Annotated in this window: 22 protein-coding genes and 1 tRNA gene; 14 read left to right on the forward strand and 9 right to left on the reverse strand. The window is 60.1% G+C overall.

The window, feature by feature from the left end:
- Positions 1-30 precede the first annotated feature (30 nt).
- Positions 31-1,821, forward strand: a complete 1,791-nt coding sequence (locus tag ACTQ33_RS02830; protein ID WP_441461986.1) for an ABC-F family ATP-binding cassette domain-containing protein — start codon at positions 31-33, stop codon at positions 1,819-1,821.
- Positions 1,818-2,468, forward strand: a complete 651-nt coding sequence (locus ACTQ33_RS02835; protein WP_441461988.1) for a YczE/YyaS/YitT family protein — start codon at positions 1,818-1,820, stop codon at positions 2,466-2,468. Before ACTQ33_RS02830 ends, ACTQ33_RS02835 begins: the two co-directional genes overlap by 4 nt.
- A gap of 19 nt (positions 2,469-2,487) precedes the next feature.
- Here ACTQ33_RS02835 and ACTQ33_RS02840 read toward each other — a convergent pair whose 3' ends face one another.
- The 4 genes from ACTQ33_RS02840 to ACTQ33_RS02855 all read right to left on the reverse strand — a co-directional run bounded on the left by ACTQ33_RS02840 (position 2,488) and on the right by ACTQ33_RS02855 (position 5,938).
- Positions 2,488-2,643 (reverse strand): hypothetical protein, encoded by a 156-nt coding sequence (locus tag ACTQ33_RS02840; RefSeq protein WP_441461989.1) that lies wholly within the window; start codon positions 2,641-2,643, stop codon positions 2,488-2,490.
- Positions 2,644-2,967: 324 nt separating this feature from the next.
- Complete coding sequence (locus ACTQ33_RS02845; RefSeq protein WP_441461991.1) at positions 2,968-3,960, reverse strand: D-2-hydroxyacid dehydrogenase; 993 nt, start codon at positions 3,958-3,960, stop codon at positions 2,968-2,970.
- A complete protein-coding gene (locus ACTQ33_RS02850; RefSeq protein ID WP_441461992.1) occupies positions 3,957-4,532 on the reverse strand; it encodes a prolyl-tRNA synthetase associated domain-containing protein in 576 nt (191 codons plus the stop codon). Before ACTQ33_RS02850 ends, ACTQ33_RS02845 begins: the two co-directional genes overlap by 4 nt.
- 8 nt (positions 4,533-4,540) lie before the next feature.
- Positions 4,541-5,938, reverse strand: coding sequence for an LCP family glycopolymer transferase (locus tag ACTQ33_RS02855; RefSeq protein WP_441461994.1), 1,398 nt, complete (start codon positions 5,936-5,938; stop codon positions 4,541-4,543).
- Between the two features lie 222 nt (positions 5,939-6,160).
- Here ACTQ33_RS02855 and ACTQ33_RS02860 point away from each other — a divergent pair, with 222 nt between their 5' ends.
- From ACTQ33_RS02860 to ACTQ33_RS02895, 8 genes are all read left to right on the forward strand, one after another.
- Positions 6,161-7,303 carry a DUF362 domain-containing protein gene (locus ACTQ33_RS02860; protein ID WP_441461995.1) on the forward strand — a complete coding sequence of 381 codons (1,143 nt, stop codon included), beginning with the start codon at positions 6,161-6,163 and terminating at the stop codon, positions 7,301-7,303.
- 18 nt (positions 7,304-7,321) lie between these two features.
- The gene (gene yfcE / locus ACTQ33_RS02865) at positions 7,322-7,864 is read left to right on the forward strand and encodes a phosphodiesterase (RefSeq protein ID WP_441461997.1); all 543 of its coding nucleotides are present in this window, start codon (positions 7,322-7,324) and stop codon (positions 7,862-7,864) included.
- Positions 7,861-8,535 carry a TIGR01906 family membrane protein gene (locus ACTQ33_RS02870; protein ID WP_441461998.1) on the forward strand — a complete coding sequence of 225 codons (675 nt, stop codon included), beginning with the start codon at positions 7,861-7,863 and terminating at the stop codon, positions 8,533-8,535. Before yfcE ends, ACTQ33_RS02870 begins: the two co-directional genes overlap by 4 nt.
- A 93-nt stretch (positions 8,536-8,628) precedes the next feature.
- Positions 8,629-9,129 carry a winged helix-turn-helix domain-containing protein gene (locus tag ACTQ33_RS02875; RefSeq protein ID WP_441462000.1) on the forward strand — a complete coding sequence of 167 codons (501 nt, stop codon included), beginning with the start codon at positions 8,629-8,631 and terminating at the stop codon, positions 9,127-9,129.
- A 266-nt stretch (positions 9,130-9,395) separates the two neighbouring features.
- On the forward strand, positions 9,396-12,137 hold the full coding sequence (mgtA, locus tag ACTQ33_RS02880) for a magnesium-translocating P-type ATPase (protein WP_441462002.1): 2,742 nt from the start codon (positions 9,396-9,398) through the stop codon (positions 12,135-12,137).
- A gap of 331 nt (positions 12,138-12,468) precedes the next feature.
- On the forward strand, positions 12,469-12,843 hold the full coding sequence (locus ACTQ33_RS02885) for a GntR family transcriptional regulator (RefSeq protein ID WP_441462003.1): 375 nt from the start codon (positions 12,469-12,471) through the stop codon (positions 12,841-12,843).
- 6 nt (positions 12,844-12,849) lie between these two features.
- Positions 12,850-13,707 (forward strand): ABC transporter ATP-binding protein, encoded by an 858-nt coding sequence (locus tag ACTQ33_RS02890; protein ID WP_441462004.1) that lies wholly within the window; start codon positions 12,850-12,852, stop codon positions 13,705-13,707.
- Positions 13,704-14,348 (forward strand): ABC-2 transporter permease, encoded by a 645-nt coding sequence (locus ACTQ33_RS02895; RefSeq protein WP_441462006.1) that lies wholly within the window; start codon positions 13,704-13,706, stop codon positions 14,346-14,348. Before ACTQ33_RS02890 ends, ACTQ33_RS02895 begins: the two co-directional genes overlap by 4 nt.
- Before the next feature lie 228 nt (positions 14,349-14,576).
- Here the strand turns inward: ACTQ33_RS02895 and ACTQ33_RS02900 are convergent, their stop codons facing one another.
- From ACTQ33_RS02900 to ACTQ33_RS02920, 5 genes are all read right to left on the reverse strand, one after another.
- Positions 14,577-15,176: an ECF transporter S component gene (locus ACTQ33_RS02900; RefSeq protein ID WP_441462007.1), complete on the reverse strand. Its 600-nt coding sequence runs from the start codon at positions 15,174-15,176 to the stop codon at positions 14,577-14,579.
- Positions 15,177-15,266: 90 nt separating this feature from the next.
- On the reverse strand, positions 15,267-17,426 hold the full coding sequence (locus ACTQ33_RS02905; protein WP_441462010.1) for a Tex family protein: 2,160 nt from the start codon (positions 17,424-17,426) through the stop codon (positions 15,267-15,269).
- 136 nt (positions 17,427-17,562) lie between these two features.
- Positions 17,563-18,738, reverse strand: a complete 1,176-nt coding sequence (locus ACTQ33_RS02910) for an NAD(P)-dependent malic enzyme (RefSeq protein ID WP_441462011.1) — start codon at positions 18,736-18,738, stop codon at positions 17,563-17,565.
- A gap of 113 nt (positions 18,739-18,851) precedes the next feature.
- A complete protein-coding gene (gene yqeC, locus ACTQ33_RS02915; RefSeq protein ID WP_441462013.1) occupies positions 18,852-19,520 on the reverse strand; it encodes a selenium cofactor biosynthesis protein YqeC in 669 nt (222 codons plus the stop codon).
- The gene (locus ACTQ33_RS02920) at positions 19,517-19,996 is read right to left on the reverse strand and encodes a DUF6514 family protein (protein ID WP_441462015.1); all 480 of its coding nucleotides are present in this window, start codon (positions 19,994-19,996) and stop codon (positions 19,517-19,519) included. The genes yqeC and ACTQ33_RS02920 overlap by 4 nt, the downstream gene beginning before the upstream one ends.
- 166 nt (positions 19,997-20,162) lie before the next feature.
- On the opposite strand from ACTQ33_RS02920, the gene ACTQ33_RS02925 reads away from it, so the two are divergent.
- From ACTQ33_RS02925 to ACTQ33_RS02940, 4 genes are all read left to right on the forward strand, one after another.
- A tRNA-Arg gene (locus ACTQ33_RS02925) sits at positions 20,163-20,238 on the forward strand.
- A gap of 64 nt (positions 20,239-20,302) precedes the next feature.
- The gene (tsaA, locus tag ACTQ33_RS02930) at positions 20,303-20,992 is read left to right on the forward strand and encodes a tRNA (N6-threonylcarbamoyladenosine(37)-N6)-methyltransferase TrmO (RefSeq protein WP_441462017.1); all 690 of its coding nucleotides are present in this window, start codon (positions 20,303-20,305) and stop codon (positions 20,990-20,992) included.
- Between the two features lie 242 nt (positions 20,993-21,234).
- Positions 21,235-21,804, forward strand: a complete 570-nt coding sequence (locus ACTQ33_RS02935; RefSeq protein WP_441462019.1) for a hypothetical protein — start codon at positions 21,235-21,237, stop codon at positions 21,802-21,804.
- Positions 21,805-21,813: 9 nt separating this feature from the next.
- The gene (locus ACTQ33_RS02940) at positions 21,814-22,407 is read left to right on the forward strand and encodes a hypothetical protein (RefSeq protein ID WP_441462021.1); all 594 of its coding nucleotides are present in this window, start codon (positions 21,814-21,816) and stop codon (positions 22,405-22,407) included.
- Positions 22,408-22,427: the final 20 nt, after the last annotated feature.

Consider the following 22,427-nt stretch of genomic DNA (forward strand, 5'->3'; position numbering starts at 1 on the left):
GAGAAAATCACCAGGAACGGAGAATCCCCCATGTTGTTACGTGCAGAACAGGTGTCCATGAACTACGGCACCCGTCAACTTTTCACCGATGTGACCATCCACCTCAATGCCGGGGACCGCATCGGCATCATCGGCATCAACGGCACCGGCAAGTCGTCGCTGCTGCGGGTTCTGGCCGGGGCGGCCGAACCCGACAGCGGCACAGTGACCCTGGACCCCAACATTCAAGTGTCCTATCTCTCCCAGGACCCCCATATGGAGCCGGAGCACACGGTGATGGAGCAGGTGTTTGCCGCCTGGCCCGCTGCATTCCGGGAGCTGGCCGAGTACGAGGCCCGCTCCATGCTGACCAAGCTGGGCATCACCGATTTTGACCAGAAAGTGGGCACGTTGTCCGGCGGCCAGAAAAAGCGGGTGGCCTTGGCGGCGGCGCTGATTCATCCGGCGGATGTGCTGATTCTCGACGAGCCGACAAACCATCTGGACGCCGACATGGTGGCGTGGCTGGAAGATCGGCTGAAAAAATTCCGGGGCGGCCTGATTATGGTCACCCACGACCGGTATTTTCTGGAACGTGTCGTCACGGAGATTGCCGAGTTGTCCCATGCAAAATTACGGTTCTACGAGGCCAACTATTCCAAATATCTGGAACTGAAGGACCAGGAAGCCCAGATGCAGGAGGCGTCGGAACGGAAGCGGCAGGCGCTGCTGCGGCGGGAACGGGAATGGATCCTACGGGGCTGCCGGGCCAGGACCACCAAGAGCAAGGACCGGGTGGAGCGGTATCACGCATTGGTCAATCAGACCCAGGAAGCCGCCGACGGCACGGTGCAGGTAGCGGCCCAGGCCAGTCGGCTGGGCAAGCAGATCATTGCGTTGGACCACGTTTCCAAATCCTACGGCGGCAAAGTGGTCCTTGCGGATTTCTCCCTGTCCATCAGCCGCGAGGACCGACTGGGCATCGTGGGCCGCAACGGTGCGGGCAAGTCCACGCTGCTCAACATGATCGCAGGCCGTCTGGCCCCGGACAGCGGCACAGTGGAAATCGGCCAGACGGTGAAAATCGGCTATTTCACCCAGGAGGGCCGGGACCTGGACCCCACGCAACGGGTGTTCGACTGCATTTCCGAAATCGGCAGTCAGGTGACCACATCGGAAGGAACTTTGTCGGCGTCACAGATGTTGGAGCGGTTTCTGTTCCCGCCGGAGGTCCAGTACCGGCAGATCGGCAAGCTGTCCGGCGGCGAAAAGCGGCGGCTGTATCTGCTGAGCATTCTGATGCAGGCCCCCAATGTGCTGCTGCTGGACGAGCCAACCAACGACCTGGACATCACGACGCTGTCCATTCTGGAGGACTATCTGGAGACGTTTCCCGGTCCGGTGCTGGCCGTGTCCCATGACCGGTATTTTCTGGACCGGCTGGCGGGGGAGATTTTAGAAGTGGGAGACGGCGGCATCGTCACCCGCCATGTGGGCAACTACAGCGACTACGCCGCGTCCCGGCCCGCGCCAGAAGCTCCGGAGAAAAAGGCCGCGGAGAAAAAGGAGCCGCCCAAGCCCCGGCCCAAGAAATTGAAGTTCTCCTTCAAAGAGCAGCGGGAATACGATACCATTGACGCGGACATTGCGGCGTTGGAGGAAAAAATCGCCGCCTGTGACCGGGAGATCGTGGAAAACGCCTCGGACTATTTGGCTTTGGAGCGGTTGAGCGAGGAAAAAAGCCGGCTGGAAGCCCAGCTGGACGAAAAAACAGAACGTTGGGTCTATCTGACGGAACTGGCCGAGCAGATCGAGGCCCAGCGACAGGAGGGAACACTATGAAACACAGAACATGGAAAGAATGGGCAATCCGGCTGGTGCTGCTGCTGTTGGGTCTGACGGTGGCCCATCTGGGCGTGACGCTGTTTTTGCAGTCCGATTTGGGGTCGGACCCCTTTTCGGTGCTGGTCCAGGGCATTTCCATCCAGGTTGGGCTGTCCTTCGGCACCACCCATGTGATTGTGACCTGCGCGTTGATGGTGATTATGCTGGTGACCACCCGGGGTTATGTGCTGCCGGGTACGGTGGTCTGCGCCTTCTGCGGCGGACCGATTATTGACGCCTTCACCTGGCTTTTGGGCAGTTGGATCAACGCTTCCCTGCCCATGGCCCTGCGGGTGGCGTCGTCGGTGGTGGGCTGCGTGATTCTGGCGGCGGGTATGTCGCTGGTGATTCGGTCCGACGCCGGTACGGGTCCCAATGATCTGGTGGCGGTGATTTTGGCCGACAAGCTGAAGCGGTTCCAGTTCCGGTGGGTTCGGATGACGTGTGACGCAGTGTTTATGGTGGTGGGCTTCGTTTTGGGCGGTACCGTGGGATTGGGCACGGTACTGGCGGTGTTCCTCATTGGCCCGGTGGTCCAATGGTTCCTGCCCCGGAGCCAGAAAGTCGTGGACCGCTGTACCCGCACCTTCCAAAAAGTCTCCTGAGCACCCAAAAGAAACGTTTTTACTCGATTTTTTCACAAAAAAATTGCGGTGTCCAGAGGCGGCGCCTCTGATCGCTGGCCGCAGCCAGCGAAATCCCCGCGCCGCGCACGGCGCGATCTCCTCCATCGTCCCAAAGCGCCATCCGCAGATGGCGCAACCCCTGGCCAAAGGCCATGGCCCCCGTCGCCGCCCCCTGCGGGGGTGGACGACGGGGGCCATGATTTGCGGGGTATCAGGACTGTTGTGTTCTGCGATGGTGCGCAAAGAAAGCCGCCGTCCACCACCCGCTGATGGGGTGGGGACGGCGGCCTTGCGGCTTCGCCGTAGGAATTGCGCCCGTTGCGGCGGGCGCTTGAAACGACAAGGGGAATTTCGCCCCGTACGCGGGGCGGGTGTTTCGCCCGTTGCGGCAGGCAGGAATTTCGCGCCGTGCGCGGCGCGACCAGGGGCGCTGCCCCCTGGACCCCTGCGATTTTTTGAAAAAAATCGAGTAAACCTTTTATTTTTGGGTTTGTGTGGTGTTTAAAGAGCGGTATCCGGTGGCGAAATCCACCAGATTATCCGGCTGTTCTCCATGCAAAAACTTTTTCAAGTTCCTGCACACAATCTCCACGATTTTCTCCGTGGTCTCCGGTACATCCCCAAAGCTGGCGCCCGCCACATGGGGCGTAATCAGTACATCCTCCCGCCGCCACAGCGGATGCTCCGGCGGCAGCGGTTCCGGGTTGGTCACATCCAGCACCGCTCCGGCCAAGTGGCCCGACTCCAGCACCGCATTGAGCACATCCGGGTCCAACAGCGTTCCCCGCCCCACATTGACCAGCAAGGCCGTGTTTTTCATGGACCACAATACCTCCCGGCTCAGCAGTCCCCTGGTCTCCGCCGTATTGGGCAGGGCGCACACCACCACATCGGCCCTTCCCCACAATCGGGGCAGGGCCTCCATGGTATACATCTCATCAAAGCAATCGGGCTTTTCTCGTGCCGTCCGCCGGACGCCAATCACAGCTTTGGGCAAAAAGGGCCGCAGCCGTTTGGCCAGCTCCGTGCCGATATCTCCGGCACCGACAATCAAAACCGTCGCGCCCTCGATGCCCTTTCCCGACAGCTGGGGCCGCCACACGCCCCGCTCCTGCTGGCGCACATAGGCGTCCAGGTGGCGAAGCCGCAGCAGCACCGCGCCGAGGATATACTCCGCAATCACGCCGCCGAATGCGCCGGTGGTGCAGCTGACCAGAACGTTGTCCGGAAACCACGGGGCCTTGGTATACAGGTCTGCCCCGGCCCAGGTCATCTGAATCCACCGGAGATTGGGCGCGTCCGCCAACGTCTCCGGCTTCGGCTCTCCAACGATGGCTGTTGCGGCCCTAAAGGCCGCCCGCCGCTGCTCCTCGTCGCAGTCCTCCGCAAAGAGCACCGGCACGGACCCGGCGGCAGCCCGCAGCCGTTCCCGCTGGGCCGGTGTAAACGACGGCAGCACGTAAACGCTCATGCTTCCGGCTCCTCCACCGGCAAATCCACAAAAATCGGCTCGTGGTGCAGCTCCGGCAGCACCTTATGGAGCAAATCGTCCATGGTAAACCAGATGGTGGACGTGTTGATGCAGGGGTGACAGCTGACGTTTTTCGCGTCGGCCACGGATTTGTCAATAACCAGCTGCACCCGGTTTTCCGTGTCGTGCATCAGTCCCAGCACCGTAACGGAGCCGGGCGTCAGATTCAGATACCGCTCCATCTCCTCGGCGCCGGCAAAGCTGAGCCGGGCCACGCCCAGCTGCTTGGACAGGTCCTTGGTCTTGAACACCTTTTCCCCGTCCAGCATCAGCAGATAGAAGTTGGTCTTCTGCCGGTTGCAGAGAAACAGGTTTTTACAGATCTTCTCTCCCAAAACCTGCTCCACGGCCTCACACTGGGCGATGGTGTCGGCGTGGCTGTGGTCGGCACGGGCATAGGGGATTTCCAGCCGGTCCAGCAGGTCGTAACAGGCCATCTCCTTAGGCAAACGGTTGGCCGCCGAAGCGGGCCGCCCATGATACAGCGTTTGATCAATGTAAAATTCGTCCATTTTATACCTCAATAGCCGCGGATGTACAGATCATCCACAGTGATATCCCGCTCATAGGGGTTGATGCAGCGGTTCACCGTATCGGGCACCGTGTAGGGGTCCAGCAGATAGTAGGAGCCGCCGGAAATGGTGGTGGCCGTACCGGGCAGCGTCTCCGTCTGGATATTGTCCAGGTCGCAGCGCAGCATGGCCCAGGCCAGCCACGACAGCTCCTTGACACCCAAATCCGTCTCCACATTGCCGCCCAGCCAGGTGATCAGCTGGGGCGTCTTGAAGACCAGCATGGGGTTGAGCCACTGTTTGGCCGCCGCCGAAACAAAGTCCCGCTGCACATCCACACGGCCCAAATCCGCCGTGGCATAGCCGGAACGGAACCGCACCAGACCCATGGCCTCCGTGCCGTTGAGCTTCTGTTCTCCAGCCTTCAAATCGATGTAGAGGTTCTGGCTTGGGTCATTGTAGTACATATCCTGGGGAACGTTGAAGGTGACGCCGCCCATGATATCCACCAGGTCCACAAAGCTGTCCAGGTTTACCAGAATATAGCCGTCGGGCCAGAAGCCGATGGATTCCTTCACCCGCTGCTGGAGCATTTCCATGCCCTCCTCGCCGCCGCCGTTGATGCCGTAGACACCGTTGATCTTGGGCACGGAGTAGGAGCCGTTGACCCGGGTGTCTCTGGGAATGCTGACCAGAGATACCTGTTTGGTTCCCGTATTGACGTTGAGCAGCATCAGCGTGTCGGTCCGGGTGCCGCCTTCGTCGGTGCCGATGAGCAGAATGGTGGACGACCCGGTCTTGCGGGCGCCCAGGCTGTCCGCGCCGTCGTAGACGGGCTGGGTGGCAATGAGCTTGGACACCAGGGCCACCACCGCCGCCAACACCAGAAGGATCAGCAGCAGAATGAACAGGCGCTTGATCCAGCGGCCCTTGCGTTTCTTTCCAGGGCGCTCGTACAACTCGTCGTCCTCCTCATCCTCGTCATCGTCCTCGCCCTCGAACATCTGCCGGGCGGACATGGGACCCTGGGCGCGGCGGACCGCCCGTTGGGCGTCGCTGCGGGACTGGGGAGGCGCCGCCGAAGGGTTCGGCTGGGGCTGCCGGCCGCCGTTGGGCGTCTGCACGGGCCGGGCCGCCCGGGCCGAAGCGCTGCGGACCACCGGCGCCCGGTTCTCCGGGCCGAAATACTCGCCGGCAAAGTCGGGCCGCTCCCAGGGCGGCACCGGTTTCGACTGCTGCGGCATATGGATGGGTGTATATTGCTGCGTCTCGTCGGAGACGGCTCTGTGGCTGGGGGCGGCAGGCTCTTCCGGAGACACGTCTCCGCCGTCGGCCCCGTCCTCGCCCAGCAGCCGCCGGACATCCGACAGGAGCTCGTCCAGATCGTCGGAATCGTATGGGGACATCACGCCACTTCCTTTCCTGTTTTTACCCGGACCGCGCCCATGGGCAGCCGTCCGGGTCTACTATTTTAATACGAAATCGCGGCGGTGTAAACGAGATTTTTTGAAAAACCGGGAAATTTGTCGAAATTCTACTGTGTAATTCTACTGTACTATCTTTACAGATACGGTTGGACTGTGGTATACTAAAAACGAATTGGAATAATTTCACTAGGAGTTTTGGCCATGGATGTGTCTGTCGTCCCCTGTTCCACATACGATCTGCCCCAGTGCCGCCTGGCGCTGGAGGCGCTGTTGTCCCCTCTGGGCGGCCTGGACTGGGTCCGGCCCGGTATGAAAGTGGGGCTCAAGGCCAATCTGGTGACCTTTCTCAAGCCCGACGCCGCCGCCACCACCCATCCGGTGGTCCTCAGCGCCCTGTCGGAGCTGCTGACCGAACGCGGCGCGGAGGTAATCATCGGCGACAGCCCCGGCGGGCTTTACAATGCCGCCTTTGTGGGCCGGGTCTACAGCGCCGCCGGGCTCCATGAAACGGAGCAGCACGGGGCCAAGCTCAACCAGGATTTCTCCCAGCGGGAGGTGGAGTACCCGGAAGGCCGGGTCTGCCGCCGTTTCCCCTATACGGCATGGCTGGATTCCGTGGACGCCGTCATCAACGTGTGCAAGCTGAAAACCCATGGAATGATGGCCATGTCCTGCGGCGCGAAAAACCTCTTTGGCGTGATACCCGGCACCCGCAAGCCGGAATTCCATTTCCAGTTTTCCAATCCGGCGGACTTCGCCCGGATGATCATTGATCTGGATGAATACGTCAAGCCGGTGCTCCACATCTGCGATGCCATTGTGGGCATGGAGGGCAACGGCCCCACAGCCGGTACGCCCCGGCCCGTGGGCTGTCTGGCCGCCTCGGTCAGCCCCCACCATCTGGATTTGGTCTGCGCCGCCCTGGTGGGACTGGGCCGCAGCGACGTGCCTACCCTGGAGGCCGCCTACGAGCGGCAGATGATTCCGGCCACGGTGGACGAACTCACCGTCTCCGACGGCTGGCGGGACTTCATCGTGCCCGATTACCGGCGCATCCAGGGCCAGAGCAGCTTGCTGTTCCGGGGCCGCGGCGGTCTTTTGGGCCGCGTGGGCGGCGCCGTCATCCAGGCCGCCGTCTGTCCCCGGCCCACGGTGAAGCCATCGATCTGCGTCGGCTGCGGCGAATGCGCCCACGTCTGTCCGGCCAAGGCCATCACCATGAAAAACAAACTGCCGGTCATCGACCGCCGTGCCTGTATCCGCTGCTTCTGCTGTCAGGAGTTCTGTCCCAAAGGGGCCATGGTACAGCACCGGCCTCTGGCCGCCCGGATTTTGAATCCATAACAAAAGGAGTGTCTTCCCATGAAATTGATGATCGCGTCCGATCTCCATGGCTCGGCCCATTGGTGCCGCAAGCTTCTGGACGCCTACGAGCGGGAGCAGCCGGACCGGCTGCTGCTGCTGGGTGATATCCTCTACCACGGCCCCCGCAACGATTTGCCCAAGGCCTACGACCCCAAAGCCGTCATCGCCATGCTGAACCCGCTGGCCGACCGGCTCCTGTGCGTCCGGGGCAACTGCGACTGCGAGGTGGACCAGATGGTGCTGGACTTCCCCATCCTGGCCGACTACGCCGTGCTGACCTGGAACGGCCGCCTGATCTATGCCACCCACGGCCATCTCTTCGGCGAGACCAATCCGCCCAAATTGCAGCCCAAGGACATTTTGCTCTGCGGTCACACCCATGTGCCCCGGTGCAAGGCCCATGACGGATTCACCTATTGGAACCCCGGCTCTGTGTCCATCCCCAAGGAGAACTCCCACCGGGGCTACATGCTGCTGGAGGGCGACCGGGCCATCTGGAAGGAACTGGACGGCGACACGGTCATGGAGACAAAGATTTGACCCGGTCCAGCCGCCTGCTGACGGTGCTGCGGGCTGTGGTCACGGCGCTGCTGGTCCTCAGCGGCTCCATTGCCGTCCCCATCCTCTGCCGGTTTTTCTATTACCTGCACATCGGCCCCCTGGGTCTGGTGGAGCAGACGGGCCTGTCGGCGGACCAGATTCGACAGGCGTATAACGAAATGATGGATTTCTGCATCGGCCGGACGGAGGTATTTTCCGCCGGTGTTCTGCCCTTTTCCGAATCTGGGCGGGACCATTTTGCCGATGTGGGCGTACTGTTCCGGCTGGATTTGGCAATTCTTGCCGGCGCCCTGGCAGCATGGCTGCTGCTGTGGTTCCTGGGCCGCCGGACCCGTCGGGTCCCGGCGCGCCTGCTGGGTCACGGGCCGGGGTTTTGGGCCGCTGTGGGGCTGGGCGCTGTGTTTTTGATCATCGGCGTCCTGGCGGCTCTCGATTTTGACCGGGCCTTTGTCCTGTTTCACACGGTGTTTTTCCCCGGTAAGACCAACTGGGTCTTCGACTGGCGGACCGATCCCATCATTCTGCTGCTGCCGCAGTCCTTTTTCCGAAACTGCGCCCTGTTGATTCTGGGGGTGCTGTTGCTGTGGTGCGGCACGCTGGTGGCGCTGGACCTCCGCACCCGGCGAACGCACCGCGTCTCATCCATATAAAGCGAGGGGTTTGTCCGGATGGACAAACCCCTTATTTTTTACTTCACTTAATGAAAGTACAGGCGGCGTTGCCGCCGGAACCGGAGGTGCTTCATGAAGCAACGAATGGAATTTATCAAATTAGAACCGGCCCTGCACCGCTGGCTTCTGGCCCAGCTGAAACATGCTCCCGCCACCCTCTCCGGCGCGGCGGAGCTCCATGAGGCCATGTTCGACCTGCAAGAGGGACACGTGTCCTCCCTGATGATGGAGCTGCTGCCCGCAGACACGCCGGCCATTGTCCCGGAGGAACGACTGGTCTGCGGTCCGCTGACCATGTACCCCAACAGCCACCGGGTCCTCAAGGAGGGCGCGGAACTGCTGCTGACCCCCAAAGAGTTCGATATTCTCCTGCTTTTAATGCAAAAACCCGGTCAGGTTTTTACAAAAGAGCAGATTTATCAGGCTGTCTGGGGCGACTCCTACTACATGGACGAAAGCAATATCATGGCCTTTATCCACAAGCTGCGCCGGAAAATCGAACCCAATTCCGACGCGCCCGTTCATCTGCTTACGGTCTGGGGCGTGGGCTACCGTCTGGTGGATGGTCCCTGAATCGCAAGAAAATTGCAAGGATTTTGCCATGGGCAAATCCCTGTTTATTGGCTAAGCTGGCTATGGTCTGCAACAAGACCGCGCCGTTTGGCGTCAACGTTTACTGCAAGCAGATAGCTTTTTTACTCTGAAGGAGGTGCGAACCATGGATAGCGACAGAAGTAGCAGTCACAGTATGCGGCCGAAGCCACGACACGGCCTTTGGACGCCCATGGGCCGCGCCGCTCGTTTCTGCCGCCGATCTTACGGAACGGAGGAAACGACCAATGAAGAGAACTATGAACGCACCTGCTGCCCGTACCGGCCAGCAGGCCCAGCGGCTGCAATTCGCAGCCACCAACCCCACCCCTGCGGTGCTGGAGCATCTGCACACCGCCCTTTCCGGTCTCACGCCTGAGGCCGTTGCCAACAGCCGTACCCTGTACGGCCCCAACACCATGGACCGCAGCAGCCGCCCCTCCCTGCTCCATCAGCTGTGGAGCGCCTTTGTCAATCCCTTTACGGCGATTTTGTTCTGCCTGGCCCTGGTGTCCACCGTCACCGACATGATCTTTCCCCGGTTTTCTCTGTTTGGCAGCACACCGGCGGAATTCGACCCCATTACGGTCCTCATCATAGTGACCATGGTGACCATCTCCGGCATTCTGCGGTTTGTCCAGGAGCGCCGCAGCTCCAACGCCTCGGAAAAGCTCCTGGCCATGATCACCACCACCTGCACCGTCACCCGCGACGGCGCCGAGCGGCAGGAACTGCCCCTGGAAGAGCTGGTGGTGGGCGACATCATCCACCTGTCCGTGGGCGATCTGATCCCCGCCGACGTCCGCATTCTCGAGGCCCGGGACTGCTTCGTCAGCCAGGCCGGTCTCACCGGTGAGAGCGCCCCCATCGAAAAGACGGCGGAAGTGCTGTCCGCTTACAAAAGCGCCGCGGAATGCGAAAATCTGGCCCTACAGGGCAGCAGTGTCGTGTCCGGCACGGCGACCGCCGTGGTCCTGGCCGTCGGCGGCGAAACCCAGTTCGGCGCCATTGCCGCCAGCCTGTCCCAGGAGCCCACCGAAAGCAGCTTTACCCGCGGCATCAACGCTGTATCCAAGGTCCTGATCCGCTTTATGCTGGTCATGGTGCCTCTGGTCTTTGTGCTGACGGGGCTGACCAAAGGGAACTGGCTGTCGGCGTTCCTGTTCGCCATCTCCGTGGCCGTGGGCCTGACACCGGAGATGCTGCCCATGATCGTCACCACCTGTCTGGCCAAAGGCGCGGTGGTCATGGGACGGCGGCAGGTCATTGTCAAAAATCTCAATGCCATTCAGAATTTCGGCGCCATGGATGTGCTGTGTACCGATAAGACCGGCACCTTGACCCGGGACGAGGTGGTTCTGGAATACCACTGGAACGTGGAGGGCCGGGAGGATTTGCGGGTGCTGCGCCACGCCTACCTCAACAGCTATTTCCAGACCGGCTATAAAAACCTCATGGATCTGGCGATTATCCGCAAAACCGAGGAATCGGAAGCCGCCGACCCCCGGCTCACGGACCTGTCCGAAGCCTACGAGAAGGTGGACGAAATTCCCTTCGACTTCCAGCGCCGCCGTCTGACCACGGTGGTCCGGGACCGTCAGGGCAAAACCCAAATGGTGACCAAAGGGGCCGTGGAGGAGATGCTCTCCGTCTGCGCCTACGCCGAGTGTGACGGCGCGGTGCGGCCTCTGGATGCGGACCTGCGCCGCCGGATTCTCGATACGGTGGCCTCCCTCAACGACAAAGGCTTCCGGGTGCTGGCCCTGGCCCAGAAGAGCAACCCCTCCCCCGTGGACGCATTTGGCGTGGCCGACGAGCAGGACATGGTGCTGCTGGGTTACCTGGCGTTTCTGGACCCGCCCAAGGAATCCGCCGCCGCGGCCATCGCCGCCATGGCGGCCCACGGCGTGGCCGTCAAGGTCCTGACCGGCGACAATGACAAGGTGACGGCCACGGTGTGCCGTCAGGTGGGATTGCCGGTGGACCATCTGCTGCTGGGCAGCGAGATCGAAACCATGGACGACAAGACCCTGGCCCGTGCTGTGGAGACCACCACAGTGTTTGCCAAGCTGTCCCCCGCCCAGAAAACCCGTATCGTCCAGGCGCTCCGGGCCAACGGCCACACGGTGGGCCATCTGGGCGACGGCATCAACGACGCCGCCGCCATGCAGGAGGCCGACATCGGCATCAGCGTCGATACGGCGGTGGATGTGGCCAAGGAGGCCGCCGACCTGATTCTCCTGCAAAAGGATTTGATGGTGCTGGAGGATGGCATTCTGGAGGGCCGCAAGACGTACGCCAACATGATCAAGTACATCAAGATGACGGCCTCTTCCAACTTCGGCAACATGTTCTCTGTGCTGGCGGCCTCGGCGCTGCTGCCCTTCCTGCCCATGGCCAGCTTGCAGCTGATTCTTTTGAATCTGGTCTATGACCTGACCTGCACTGCCATTCCCTGGGACCATGTGGACGAGGAATTCATCGCCCAGCCCCGGACCTGGGACGCCAATTCCGTCGGCCGGTTCATGGTGTGGATGGGTCCTGTCAGCTCCATTTTCGATCTGCTGACCTACGCGGTGCTGTACTTCTTCCTCTGCCCCCTGGTGGTGTCCCACGGTATCCCTTTCCATCAGCTGTCCAGCCATTTCTCCGGTGCAGAGCTGGCAGCCATGCAGCAGCAGTATATCGGTCTGTTCCAGGCCGGATGGTTTGTGGAATCCATGTGGAGCCAGACGCTGGTCATCCATATGATCCGCACCCCCAAGCTGCCCTTTATTCAGAGCCGTGCTTCGGCTCCTGTGACGGTGCTGACGGGAATGGGAATTGCCCTGCTGACGCTGGTTCCCTTTACGGCCTTCGGCGCGGCCATTGGCTTTGAAGCTTTGCCTGCTGTGTACTTCGCCTATCTGATTCCCTGCATCCTGCTCTATATGGCCCTGGCAACGCTGCTGAAAAACCTCTATGTCCGCCGCTACGGCCAGCTGCTATAAAAGGCAAAAAGTGAAAGTTTTACTCAATTTTTTCAAAAAATTGCAGGGGTCCAGGGGGCAGCGCCCCCGGTCGCCCGTCGCAACGGGCGAAACTCCCGCTGGCCGCAGCCAGCGAAATACCCGCGCCGCGCACGGCGCGAAACACCCAATCGTCCCAAAGCGCCATCCGCAGATGGCGCAATCCCTGCGGCAATGCCGCAAGGCCGCCGTCCCCACCCCAACGCGGGTGGCGGACGGCGGCCTTTTTTTCTCCTCCCCCTTGACAGCTGTGTATCTATATGATATTACTGTATATGTCAAGTATATACAATATGACATCACGAGGTGCACCATGGATATCATCATCAGCAATTCCGGCGGCGTGCCCATCTATGACCAGATCACCCGGCAGATCAAGGGCCTGATTCTGCGGGGGGAGCTGCGGGAGGGCGAGGCCCTGCCCTCCATGCGGCTGCTGGCCAAGGAGCTGCGCATTTCCGTCATCACCACCAAGCGGGCCTATGAGGAATTGGAACGGGACGGCTTCATTACCACCGTCCCCGGCAAGGGGTGTTTTGTGGCCCCCCGCAACCTGGAACTGGTCCACGAAGAGACGCTGCGGCGGGCCGAGGAACATCTGTCCCAGGCCGTGGACATTGCCAAAACCGGCGGCGTTTCCCTGGCCGAGCTGACCGAGACCCTCAGCCTTCTGTATGGAGAGGAGTAATTCATTGTGAACGCACTGGAGATTTCCCATCTGACCAAGGATTACGGCACATTCAAACTGGACGATGTTTCCCTGACGGTACCCGGCGGCACCATCATGGGGCTGATCGGAGAAAACGGCGCTGGAAAATCCACCACCATCAAATGTATTCTCGATTTGGTCCGGCCCGATGCCGGTACCATCCGGGTGTTCGGCCTGGACCACCGTAAAGACGAAACAGCCGTCAAATCCCAGATTGGCGTGGTGCTGGATGAATCCCTGTTCCACGAGGCGCTGACCCCGGCCCAGGTGGGCAAAAGTCTGCGCCGCATCTATCCCAACTGGGACCGGCGGTGTTATGAAATGTATCTGAAAAAATTTGCTCTGCCTGCAACCGCCCCCCTCAAGTCCTTTTCCCGGGGAATGAAGCTAAAAGTGTCTCTGGCTGCGGCCTTTGCCGTCAGGCCGAACCTGCTGCTGCTGGACGAGGCCACCGCCGGGCTGGACCCGGTGGTGCGGGATGAGATTCTCGACGAATTTCTCGATTTTATTCAGGATGAAACCCACGCGGTACTGATCTCCAGTCACATCACCAGCGATTTGGAGAAGGCCGCCGACTATGTGACATACCTTCACCACGGCAAGGTGGCCCTGACCGGAGCCAAGGATGAACTTTTGGACACCTACGGCAAGCTGATTTGCGGCCGGTCCGATTTGGACCGGGTGGACCGGTCCCTATTGGGTGGCGTCCGGGTGGGACAATTCGGCTGTGAAGCCCTGGTGCAGGACCGCCACGCCTTTACGCGGCGGTACCCGGAACTGACCGTGGACCCGATCACATTGGATGAAATCATGGTGTTAACGGAAAAGGAGACGGTACGATGATCGGTCTGGTTTACAAGGATTGCATGACATTGAAAAAGCAGCTGACCACCCTGCTGATGTTTCTGGTAGTCTACGGCGCTTTGACAGCGACCGGCGTCTTTGACGTATCCATTCTGGGGGTACTGGTGGCCGTCATGGGCATGACCATTCCCATGTCTTCCGTGGCTCTGGATGATGCGGCCCGCTGGGACCGCTATGCCGTGGCGACCCCCGCCGGACGCCGGGGCGTGGTGGCCGGGAAGTATGTCTTTACGCTTCTGGTGATTGTGATCAGTTCCATAATTGCCGTGGTCCTGATGGTGGCGCTGTCCCTGGCGGGTCTGTCGGAGCAAACACTGTCGGAGAATGTTGTGGTTGCCCTCAGCTGTGCCGCCGTGACGCTGCTGCTCAACGCCGTCATTCTCCCCTTTTTGCTGAAATATGGCGCTGAAAAGGCCCGTGTCATCAGCATGACCGTCTTTGTGGTGATTTTCGGCGGCGCACTGCTGCTGGAAAACCTCTGGGAGAAAGGCATGGTGCTGCCGGAGCTTCCTGCCGGTCTGGTACAGGCATTGCCGGTACTGTTCTGTATTTTGACCGTGGGCGCGTTTGTGGTTTCCTATTTTATTTCGCTGGGGATTTACGACCGGAAGGAATTTTGAGATGGTACGCAGAAAGCCACCGTCCACCACCCGCTTTGGGGTGGGACGGTGGCTTTGGCCGTTGGCCGGGGGTTGCGCGCCTTGCGAGGCGCGCTTGGGACGATTGGGGTGTTTCGCCCGTTGCGACGGGCGGGAGTTTCGCGCCTTGCGAGGCGCGACCAAAGGCTCTGCCTTTGGAAACCGCGATTTTTTGAAAAAAATCGAGTAAAACTTTTTATTTTTGGTGCGTCAGGCCCGGTGGGGCTCCAGCTTTTGAGCCAACCCCGCCCGGCGCAGCGCCGGACGCAGCGCCGCGTAAATGGCTACAGCGGCAACAGCGGAGATCACAGCATTAATGGAAGTGGACGCCACATTCCAGGCCAGTGTCACCTCTGCGGCAGGCTTGCCCAGAATCACCAGCTTATAAAAGTAACCCACCAGAGGATCGAAAATCACATTGAACAGCAGGCCCGCCACCGCTGCCAGCGCCGACCAGCGGAGGATATGGCGGGGATCGTTGCTTTCGCTGATACGGCCCAGTTTATGGGCCACAAAACCGGTAATCAGGCCGATACACAGCTTCAAAAGAAACGTCTTGGGGGCGTAGATCACATAGACCGGGTCGAACAGGTCTCCGATGGTCATACCGATGGCGCCGCCGAGACCACCGGCCAAACCGCCCATAAGCAGCGCGCCCAGGACACAGACGGCGTTGCCCAGGTGGATGGAGGTGGCGTCGCCGCCGGGCAGACTGATTTTGATTTGCAGAAAGGTGAACACCACATAGGACATGGCCGCCAGCATGGCAATGGCTGTGACCCGCTGCAAGTTCAGATAGGGCTGTTTCATGGGGAAGACTCCTTCATTTCTCTAAAGTGCCACCATCATAGCAAAGAACTGACCGCTTTTAAACGGTCAGTTCTGTTATTTTTTATGGTGTCAGTTTTCGACGCCCTTCATGGTCAGGCTGATGCGTTTCCGCTTTTCGTCCACCTCCAGGACCGCCACCTTTACCACATCGCCCACGGCTACCACCTCCGACGGGTGCTTGATGAACTTGTTGCAGACCTGGGAGATATGGACCAAGCCGTCCTGGTGCACGCCGATATCCACAAACACACCGAAGTCGATGACGTTGCGGACGGTGCCGCTGAGGACCATACCGGGCTTTAAATCCTTCATTTCCAACACGTCGGTGCGGAGAATGGGGGCAGGCAGCTCGTCGCGGGGGTCCCGGCCCGGCTTACACAGCTCAGCAGCCACGTCCCGGAGCGTGGGAACGCCCACGCCGCAGGCGGCGGCAGCTCTCTCCTCGCCCACGGCTTTCAACCGCTGAGGCAGTTGGTCAATGGCGGCGGTACCCACATCGGCGGCGGTATAGCCGCAGAGGGTCAACAGCTTTTCGGCGGCGTCATAGCTCTCCGGATGGACGGCGGTATGGTCGAGCACCTGCTTACTCTCCGGCACCCGTAAAAAACCGGCGCACTGTTCAAAGGCTTTTGGCCCCAGCTTGGGGACCTTCAACAGCTGCTTGCGGCTGGTAAACGGCCCGTTTTCCTCCCGGTAGGCCACGATATTTTTGGCGGTGGTGGCTGTCAGACCCGCCACCTGCTTCAGCAGCGGCGCCGACGCCGTGTTCACATCCACACCCACGGCGTTGACGCAGTCCTCCACCACGCCGCCCAGCACCGCATCCAGCTGCTTTTCCGGCATATCGTGCTGGTACTGACCCACGCCGATGGCTTTGGGTTCGATTTTCACCAGTTCCGCCAACGGGTCCTGCAATCTCCGGGCGATGGACACGGCGGACCGCAAATTCACGTCGAACTGGGGGAACTCCTCGGCGGCCAGCTTGGAAGCGGAATACACCGACGCGCCCGCTTCGTTGACCATCATATAGGAGAGACCCCCGCCCAGGCGGCGAATCAGTTCCACGGCCATCTGCTCTGTCTCTCTCGACGCGGTGCCGTTACCGATGGCCAGATGCTCCACGCCGTGCTTTTTCACCAGGCCCGACAGGATGGTGATGGCCTCCTCCTTTTTCTTCTCGGAGAAGGTGGGATAGACCACGGCGGTATCGAGAACCCGGCCCGTGCCGTCCACCACGGCCACCTTGCAGCCGTTGCGGTAGCCGGGGTCGAGACCCATGGTGACCTTGCCCTTGACAGGGGGCTGGAGCAGCAGCGGTTTCAGATTCAGCGCGAAATTGTGAATGGCGGCCTCGTTGGCCGTCTCCGTCAGGGCATTGCGGATTTCCCGCTCCATGGACGGCTCCAGCAGCCGGTCGTAGGCGTCCTCGGCGGCAGCCCGGACAAAGGCCATGGCCGACGAACCGGGTACGACCACGGACCGGAAAATGGTCCGAAGAATCTGCTCCCGGTCCGCTTCCACGGAGACTTTCAGAAATTCCTCTTTTTCGCCCCGGTTGATGGCCAGAATCTGGTGGCTTTGCAGCTTGTTCAGGGGCTGGGTAAAGTCGTAGTACAGGCGGTAGACGGAGTCTGTATCCTCCTTGGCGGCCTTGGTTCCCAGCTGGCCCCGCTGCATCATCTGCTGGCGCAGGACCTTACGGATGTCGGCGTCATCGGAAATCCATTCGGCAATGATATCCGACGCACCGGCCAAGGCATCCTCCACCGTCTCCACGCCCTTTTCCGCATCGATGTACGCGGCGGCCAGAACCTCCGGGGCCGGGGTCCCCTTCTCCTGGTCGAAAATGGTCCGGGCCAGAGGCTCCAGGCCCTTCTCCCGGGCCACGGTGGCACGGGTCCGGCGCTTCTGCTTGTAGGGCCGGTACAAGTCCTCCACCTCGGCCAAGGTCTGCGCGGCGGCAATGGCGGCGGCCAGCTCTTCCGTCAGCTTTCCCTGGGCTTCAATGGCCGATTGGACCTCTCCGCGCCGTTCCTCCAGATTGCGGAGATACTGGAGCCGCTCGGCCAGGTCCCGGATGGTCTGGTCGTCCATGGCGCCGTGCATCTCCTTACGGTATCGGGCGATAAAAGGAATGGTATTGCCCTCGTCCAGCAGGGCGATAACGTTTTCCACATGGGAAAGGGATTGGTTCAGCTCTTGGGCTAAACGCTCTGCAATGGTCTGCATAGGTGCTCTCCTTTGTGCGTTAGTACGGTGATTTTACCACAGATTTCGTGAAAAAACCATAGAAATCAGCAGAAAAATGCCGCCGGAGAACACTCCGGCGGCAAGAACTGCACAAAATATGGAAATGCCTGTTCTCTTACAGACGGGCAACGCCGGACTTGCGGGCGGCGTCGGACACGGCCTTGGCCACAGCGGGACCCACACGCTTGTCAAAGGCGGCGGGAATGATGTAGTCGGGGTTCAGCTCCTCATCGGTGATGAGGTCGGCCAGAGCCTTGGCGGCGGCCATCTTCATCTCCTCGTTGATATCGCTGGCGCGAACATCAAAGGTACCGCGGAAAATGCCGGGGAAGGCCAGCACATTGTTGATCTGGTTGGGGAAGTCGCTGCGGCCCGTGGCGATGACCTTGGCGCCGCCGGCCTTGGCATCATCGGGGAAAATCTCGGGTGTGGGGTTGGCGCAGGCGAAGATGATGGCATCCCGGTTCATGGTCTTGACCATTTCCGTCGTCAGGGTGCCGGGGCCGGATACGCCCACAAACACGTCGGCGCCCACAATGACGTCGGAAAGGGCGCCCTTCTCCATGTTGGGGTTGGTGATCTGGGCCATTTCTTCCTTGATCCAGTTCATGTTCTCGGTGCGGCCGTTATAGATGGCGCCCTTGCGGTCGCAGAGAATGGCGTTCTTGACGCCGGCGGACATGAGCAGCTTGGTGATGGAGATGGCGGCGGCGCCGGCGCCGGAGACAACAACCTTAATCTCATCCATCTTCTTGTTTACGATCTTCAGGGCGTTCAGCAGACCGGCCAGGGTGATGACGGCGGTGCCGTGCTGGTCGTCGTGGAAAATCGGAATGTCGCACTTCTCTTTCAGCTTGCGCTCAATCTCAAAGCAGCGGGGCGCGGCAATATCCTCCAGGTTGATGCCGCCGAAGCTGCCGGAGATCAGGTAAACGGCGTTGACAAACTCGTCCACATCCTTGGTCTTGACGCAGAGAGGGAACGCGTCCACATCGCCGAAGGCCTTGAACAGTACGCACTTGCCCTCCATGACGGGCATACCGGCCTCGGGGCCGATGTCGCCCAGGCCCAGCACGGCGCTGCCGTCGGTGATGACGGCGCACAGGTTGTGGCGGCGGGTCAGATCATAGCTCTTGTTGACATCCTTCTGAATCTCCAGGCAGGGCTGGGCCACGCCGGGAGTATAGGCCAGGGACAGGTCTTCACGGGTGCTGACAGGCACGCGGGGGACCACTTCCAGTTTACCCTTCCATTGACCATGGAGTTCCAGAGATTTCTGTGCATAATCCATAACTATATTATCTCCTTTTCAGGCATTTTGCCCATTAGATGAACCGAACGCCCATATTATAGCACAGATTTTTGGGATTTCCAATGGCATTTCACGACTTTGGTCACATTTTTTCAAAGCTGCCGAATCCATCCGGCGCGGAGGCTGCCGCCCCACACGGGTACGGGCAGCAGCGCAGCCAGCTGACGGGCCGCCGGTTCCCGGCTGCCGTCCTCCATCTGGTTGATTATCACCGTATCGAAGCCGCCCTCGGCGTTCAGCACCGCCGCCAGCCGTTCCGGCGTCACGGGGTCCTCCACCGACGCGCCGCAGAGGGCGGCGAATCGTTCCGGCCGGTGGGCAGCCTGTATGATGGGCTCTCCGAAACCGGAGGCCCCCACCACCAAAATCGTCCGTTCCGTCTCCGGCGGAATCACCGGCTCATGGTCCAGATGGGCCTTACAGGGCAGGCCCTTGGAGCCGTCGGCCTCCACAATCACATAGTCCGCCAACTGGCGCAGCGTCTCCAGCGGCGTCTCCGGCGCCGCCAGCTTGCCCTGCTGGGCCGGGGTCCCTACGCAGACGGCCCGGCATCGTGCCAGGGCTGCGGCAATATCCTCGGCACCTCCGGTAATCACCGGCAGCGTCTCCGACGGGAAAATCCGGGTGGTGGTACAAAAAATCACCGTGCCCGGCAGCTGTTGGGCCAGCACATGAGCCAGGGTGGTCTTGCCGCCGCCGCCAATGAGGCTGGTCACACCCCGGGGCAGCGCCAGGGCATCGGAAACGGGCTGCGCTCTCATAGAAAATCCTCTAAAATCTCCCGCAGATGCAGGGGCGACACATGGTATTCATTCAACTGGGCCACCAGTTCCGTGGCTTTGGCCCGGTCCAACATCACATCGTGAATGGTCTGCTCCTCCCGAACCACCCACTGGCCCTTCCAACGCTCTTCCACCATAATTCCATAGGTGGGGAACCAGCCGATTTCCTCCCGGTACGCCGTCTCCGGTATGAGACGATACCGCCATACAATGAGCTCTTCCACAAATTCCTCCAATTTGAACAGCTCGATCTTCTGGGGTACACCGGTGATTTTGGTGGCCAGATAGTTGACCAGATCGGTAACGGTGTTGTACCTGGGGTTTCCGTGGCCCAATTCAATGCGTCGCAGATTGGTCTGACTGATTTGCAGACTGTTGGCAACTTCCTCCTGGGTAAAGCCCGAAATCAGGCGCAGACAGCGGATGGAGTGGCCGAATTTTTCTCCTGGGGTCATGTCTCTTTCCCTCCTCTGGAGACATTATATCGAAGCCTGTCGAAAAACACCAGACACTATATGGTCGGTCGGTCAAAATACGCAGATTTTTTCGTAAAATTTGTCGCACAATACCTCTTGAATTTTTGGAAAACATGTGGTATAGTATTTGTCGTTAACCAGACATGCGCCGGTGGCTCAATGGATAGAGCATCAGATTCCGGTTCTGAGGGTTGGGGGTTCGAGTCCCTTCCGGCGTGCCAAAAGGCCCGGCTGCATTGCAGCCGGGCCTTTTGCGGTCTTTGCAATCGATTTGGAGGTGCTTCCATGGAACAGATTCCGCCGTTGCAGGTGGTGGCCCGCATCCGCAGCGATTTCCCCACCAAGTTCGGCATCCCCCGCCAGAGCGGCATTGTCTCCCAGCTGCGGGCATCGGTGGTCTTTGAGCCGCCATTCCGCAACCCCGACGCATTGCGGGGCCTGGAGGACTTTTCCCATATCTGGCTCCTCTGGGAGTTTTCCGAATCGGTCCGGACCCAGTGGTCCCCCACGGTGCGGCCGCCCCGGCTGGGGGGCAATGCCCGTATGGGCGTCTTTGCCACCCGCTCCCCGTTCCGGCCCAATCCCCTGGGCCTGTCCTGCGTCCGGCTGGAAGCCATCTGCCAGGACCCGGACCTGGGCCATATTTTAATTGTATCCGGCGCGGACCTCATGGACGGTACGCCGATTTTTGATATCAAGCCCTATATCCCCTACGCCGACTGCCACCCGGAGGCGTCGGGGGGCTTTGCCAGTGCCCCGGCGGAGGCATGCCTGTCGGTGGACTGCCCGCCGGACCTGCTGGAAGTGGTACCCGCCGCCAGTCGGGAGGCATTGCTGGGCGTTTTGGCCCAGGACCCCCGTCCGGCCTATCAGCACAAGCCGGGCCGGGTCTACGGTCTTGATTTTGCCGGGTGCAATGTGCGGTTCACCGTGGACGGGGACCGGCTGACGGTGACGGAAATCCGGCCCCTTTAGATTGTGCGTTGTGTTTCGCGGGAATTCGTGATAGAATACCAATACATTCCATGAAAAGGCAGCGCCGCACAATTTGACAAGCGGACTGGACGAGTCATTTTGGCTCAAGTGAACGTTTGGAAATCGCCGGAATACTGGATGTATTTCAAGATTTTCAAACTGCACAGTTGGGTTAAAAGGGCCGGCCAGGGCCGCAAGCACAATTGTGCAGTGCTGCCGAACCAATAAAGGAGGGTCCGTCTGTGGATCGGAATTTTCGTGCCGCCCTCAACGGCTTCAACCGCACCGACGTGGTAGCCTATATCGAGGAGTGCGCCATCAACCATGAAAAGGCCCTGCGGCAGCTGCGGGACGAGAACGCCCGTCTGCGGGCCGACCTGGAAGCGCTCCAGGCCCGGCAGGATGCGGCCCAGGAGACGGCTCCGGAACCTGTGGAAGCCCAGGAGACGCCCCAGGCGGAAGAACCGGAGGTCCCGCCCCAGACGGAACCGGAACCGGATGTGGTGCCCATTGCCCCGCCCGCGTCTAATTCCGCCGAGGAGCTGGCAGCCTATCGCCGGGCCGAAGCTGTGGAACGGGCCGCCCGCAATCGGGCCGCCGCCCTGTGCCGTCAGGTCAACGCCATTATGGACAGCACTTCCCGGCAGCTGGAAGGCTCCCGTGGCGATGTGGACACGGTCATGTCGGACCTGAATATCTGTCTGCGGCAGCTGAATGATACCTTTGCCCAGCTGCGGATTATTTTTGACGACGCTGTACAGGCTCTGACCACCATGGAACCCATGAAGCCAGAGGAGGAAGACGGAAAATAGGAGGTTTCCATGTATTATCATGCTTCCCGGACTCAGGGAATTGTTTTCTTGGAACCGCATTATTCCAATCACGGCCAACGGCTCCTGTATTTGTCCTCAAGAAGAGAAAACACGCTGGTTTATTTGAGCAACGCTATCGAAAAATTTTGCAATTCCACTGGATATGCCCATCATGGAAAGTGGTATACCTGGGCCAGTTACGGATTTACACCGGATGGGATTCTGCGATTGGAAGAATATTACCCCAATGCCACATGGGACACATACAAAGGCGTATCGGGGTATATTTATTCCATTGAAACAGCGCACGCTGAAAAACTGGAATCTATTCCCTATGTGTACACCCTTTCCGAGCCTGTCAAAGTGGTAACCTGCGAATACATTGCAGATGCTTACGATGCAATCATGGATGCTGTCGCATGCGGCAAAATCATCCTGGAGCGGTACGAAGACATGAGCGGCGAAAAGCTAAGACAAATCTACGAATTGCTCCGGGAGGATTACCGAAACTGCAAAGAGCACGAGGATTACCGGTATTTTCTAAAAATGAAATTCCCTACCTTATTTCCACACGCGGAATCAGCCGCTTTCCCGGATGCTTAAAAATCTTATTCCAAACAAAA

The sequence above is a fragment of the Candidatus Avoscillospira sp. LCP25S3_F1 genome, assembly GCF_052117125.1.
GTDB lineage: Bacteria > Bacillota > Clostridia > Oscillospirales > Oscillospiraceae > Avoscillospira_A.

Coding starts and splice junctions, on each gene's coding strand:
- ACTQ33_RS02830 (WP_441461986.1), top strand. CDS start 31: ATGTTGTTACGTGCAGAACAGGTGTCCATGAACTACGGCACCCGTCAA.
- ACTQ33_RS02835 (WP_441461988.1), top strand. CDS start 1,818: ATGAAACACAGAACATGGAAAGAATGGGCAATCCGGCTGGTGCTGCTG.
- ACTQ33_RS02840 (WP_441461989.1), bottom strand. CDS start 2,643: ATGGCCTTTGGCCAGGGGTTGCGCCATCTGCGGATGGCGCTTTGGGAC.
- ACTQ33_RS02845 (WP_441461991.1), bottom strand. CDS start 3,960: ATGAGCGTTTACGTGCTGCCGTCGTTTACACCGGCCCAGCGGGAACGG.
- ACTQ33_RS02850 (WP_441461992.1), bottom strand. CDS start 4,532: ATGGACGAATTTTACATTGATCAAACGCTGTATCATGGGCGGCCCGCT.
- ACTQ33_RS02855 (WP_441461994.1), bottom strand. CDS start 5,938: ATGTCCCCATACGATTCCGACGATCTGGACGAGCTCCTGTCGGATGTC.
- ACTQ33_RS02860 (WP_441461995.1), top strand. CDS start 6,161: ATGGATGTGTCTGTCGTCCCCTGTTCCACATACGATCTGCCCCAGTGC.
- yfcE (WP_441461997.1), top strand. CDS start 7,322: ATGAAATTGATGATCGCGTCCGATCTCCATGGCTCGGCCCATTGGTGC.
- ACTQ33_RS02875 (WP_441462000.1), top strand. CDS start 8,629: ATGAAGCAACGAATGGAATTTATCAAATTAGAACCGGCCCTGCACCGC.
- mgtA (WP_441462002.1), top strand. CDS start 9,396: ATGAAGAGAACTATGAACGCACCTGCTGCCCGTACCGGCCAGCAGGCC.
- ACTQ33_RS02885 (WP_441462003.1), top strand. CDS start 12,469: ATGGATATCATCATCAGCAATTCCGGCGGCGTGCCCATCTATGACCAG.
- ACTQ33_RS02895 (WP_441462006.1), top strand. CDS start 13,704: ATGATCGGTCTGGTTTACAAGGATTGCATGACATTGAAAAAGCAGCTG.
- ACTQ33_RS02900 (WP_441462007.1), bottom strand. CDS start 15,176: ATGAAACAGCCCTATCTGAACTTGCAGCGGGTCACAGCCATTGCCATG.
- ACTQ33_RS02905 (WP_441462010.1), bottom strand. CDS start 17,426: ATGCAGACCATTGCAGAGCGTTTAGCCCAAGAGCTGAACCAATCCCTT.
- ACTQ33_RS02910 (WP_441462011.1), bottom strand. CDS start 18,738: ATGGATTATGCACAGAAATCTCTGGAACTCCATGGTCAATGGAAGGGT.
- yqeC (WP_441462013.1), bottom strand. CDS start 19,520: ATGAGAGCGCAGCCCGTTTCCGATGCCCTGGCGCTGCCCCGGGGTGTG.
- ACTQ33_RS02920 (WP_441462015.1), bottom strand. CDS start 19,996: ATGACCCCAGGAGAAAAATTCGGCCACTCCATCCGCTGTCTGCGCCTG.
- tsaA (WP_441462017.1), top strand. CDS start 20,303: ATGGAACAGATTCCGCCGTTGCAGGTGGTGGCCCGCATCCGCAGCGAT.
- ACTQ33_RS02940 (WP_441462021.1), top strand. CDS start 21,814: ATGTATTATCATGCTTCCCGGACTCAGGGAATTGTTTTCTTGGAACCG.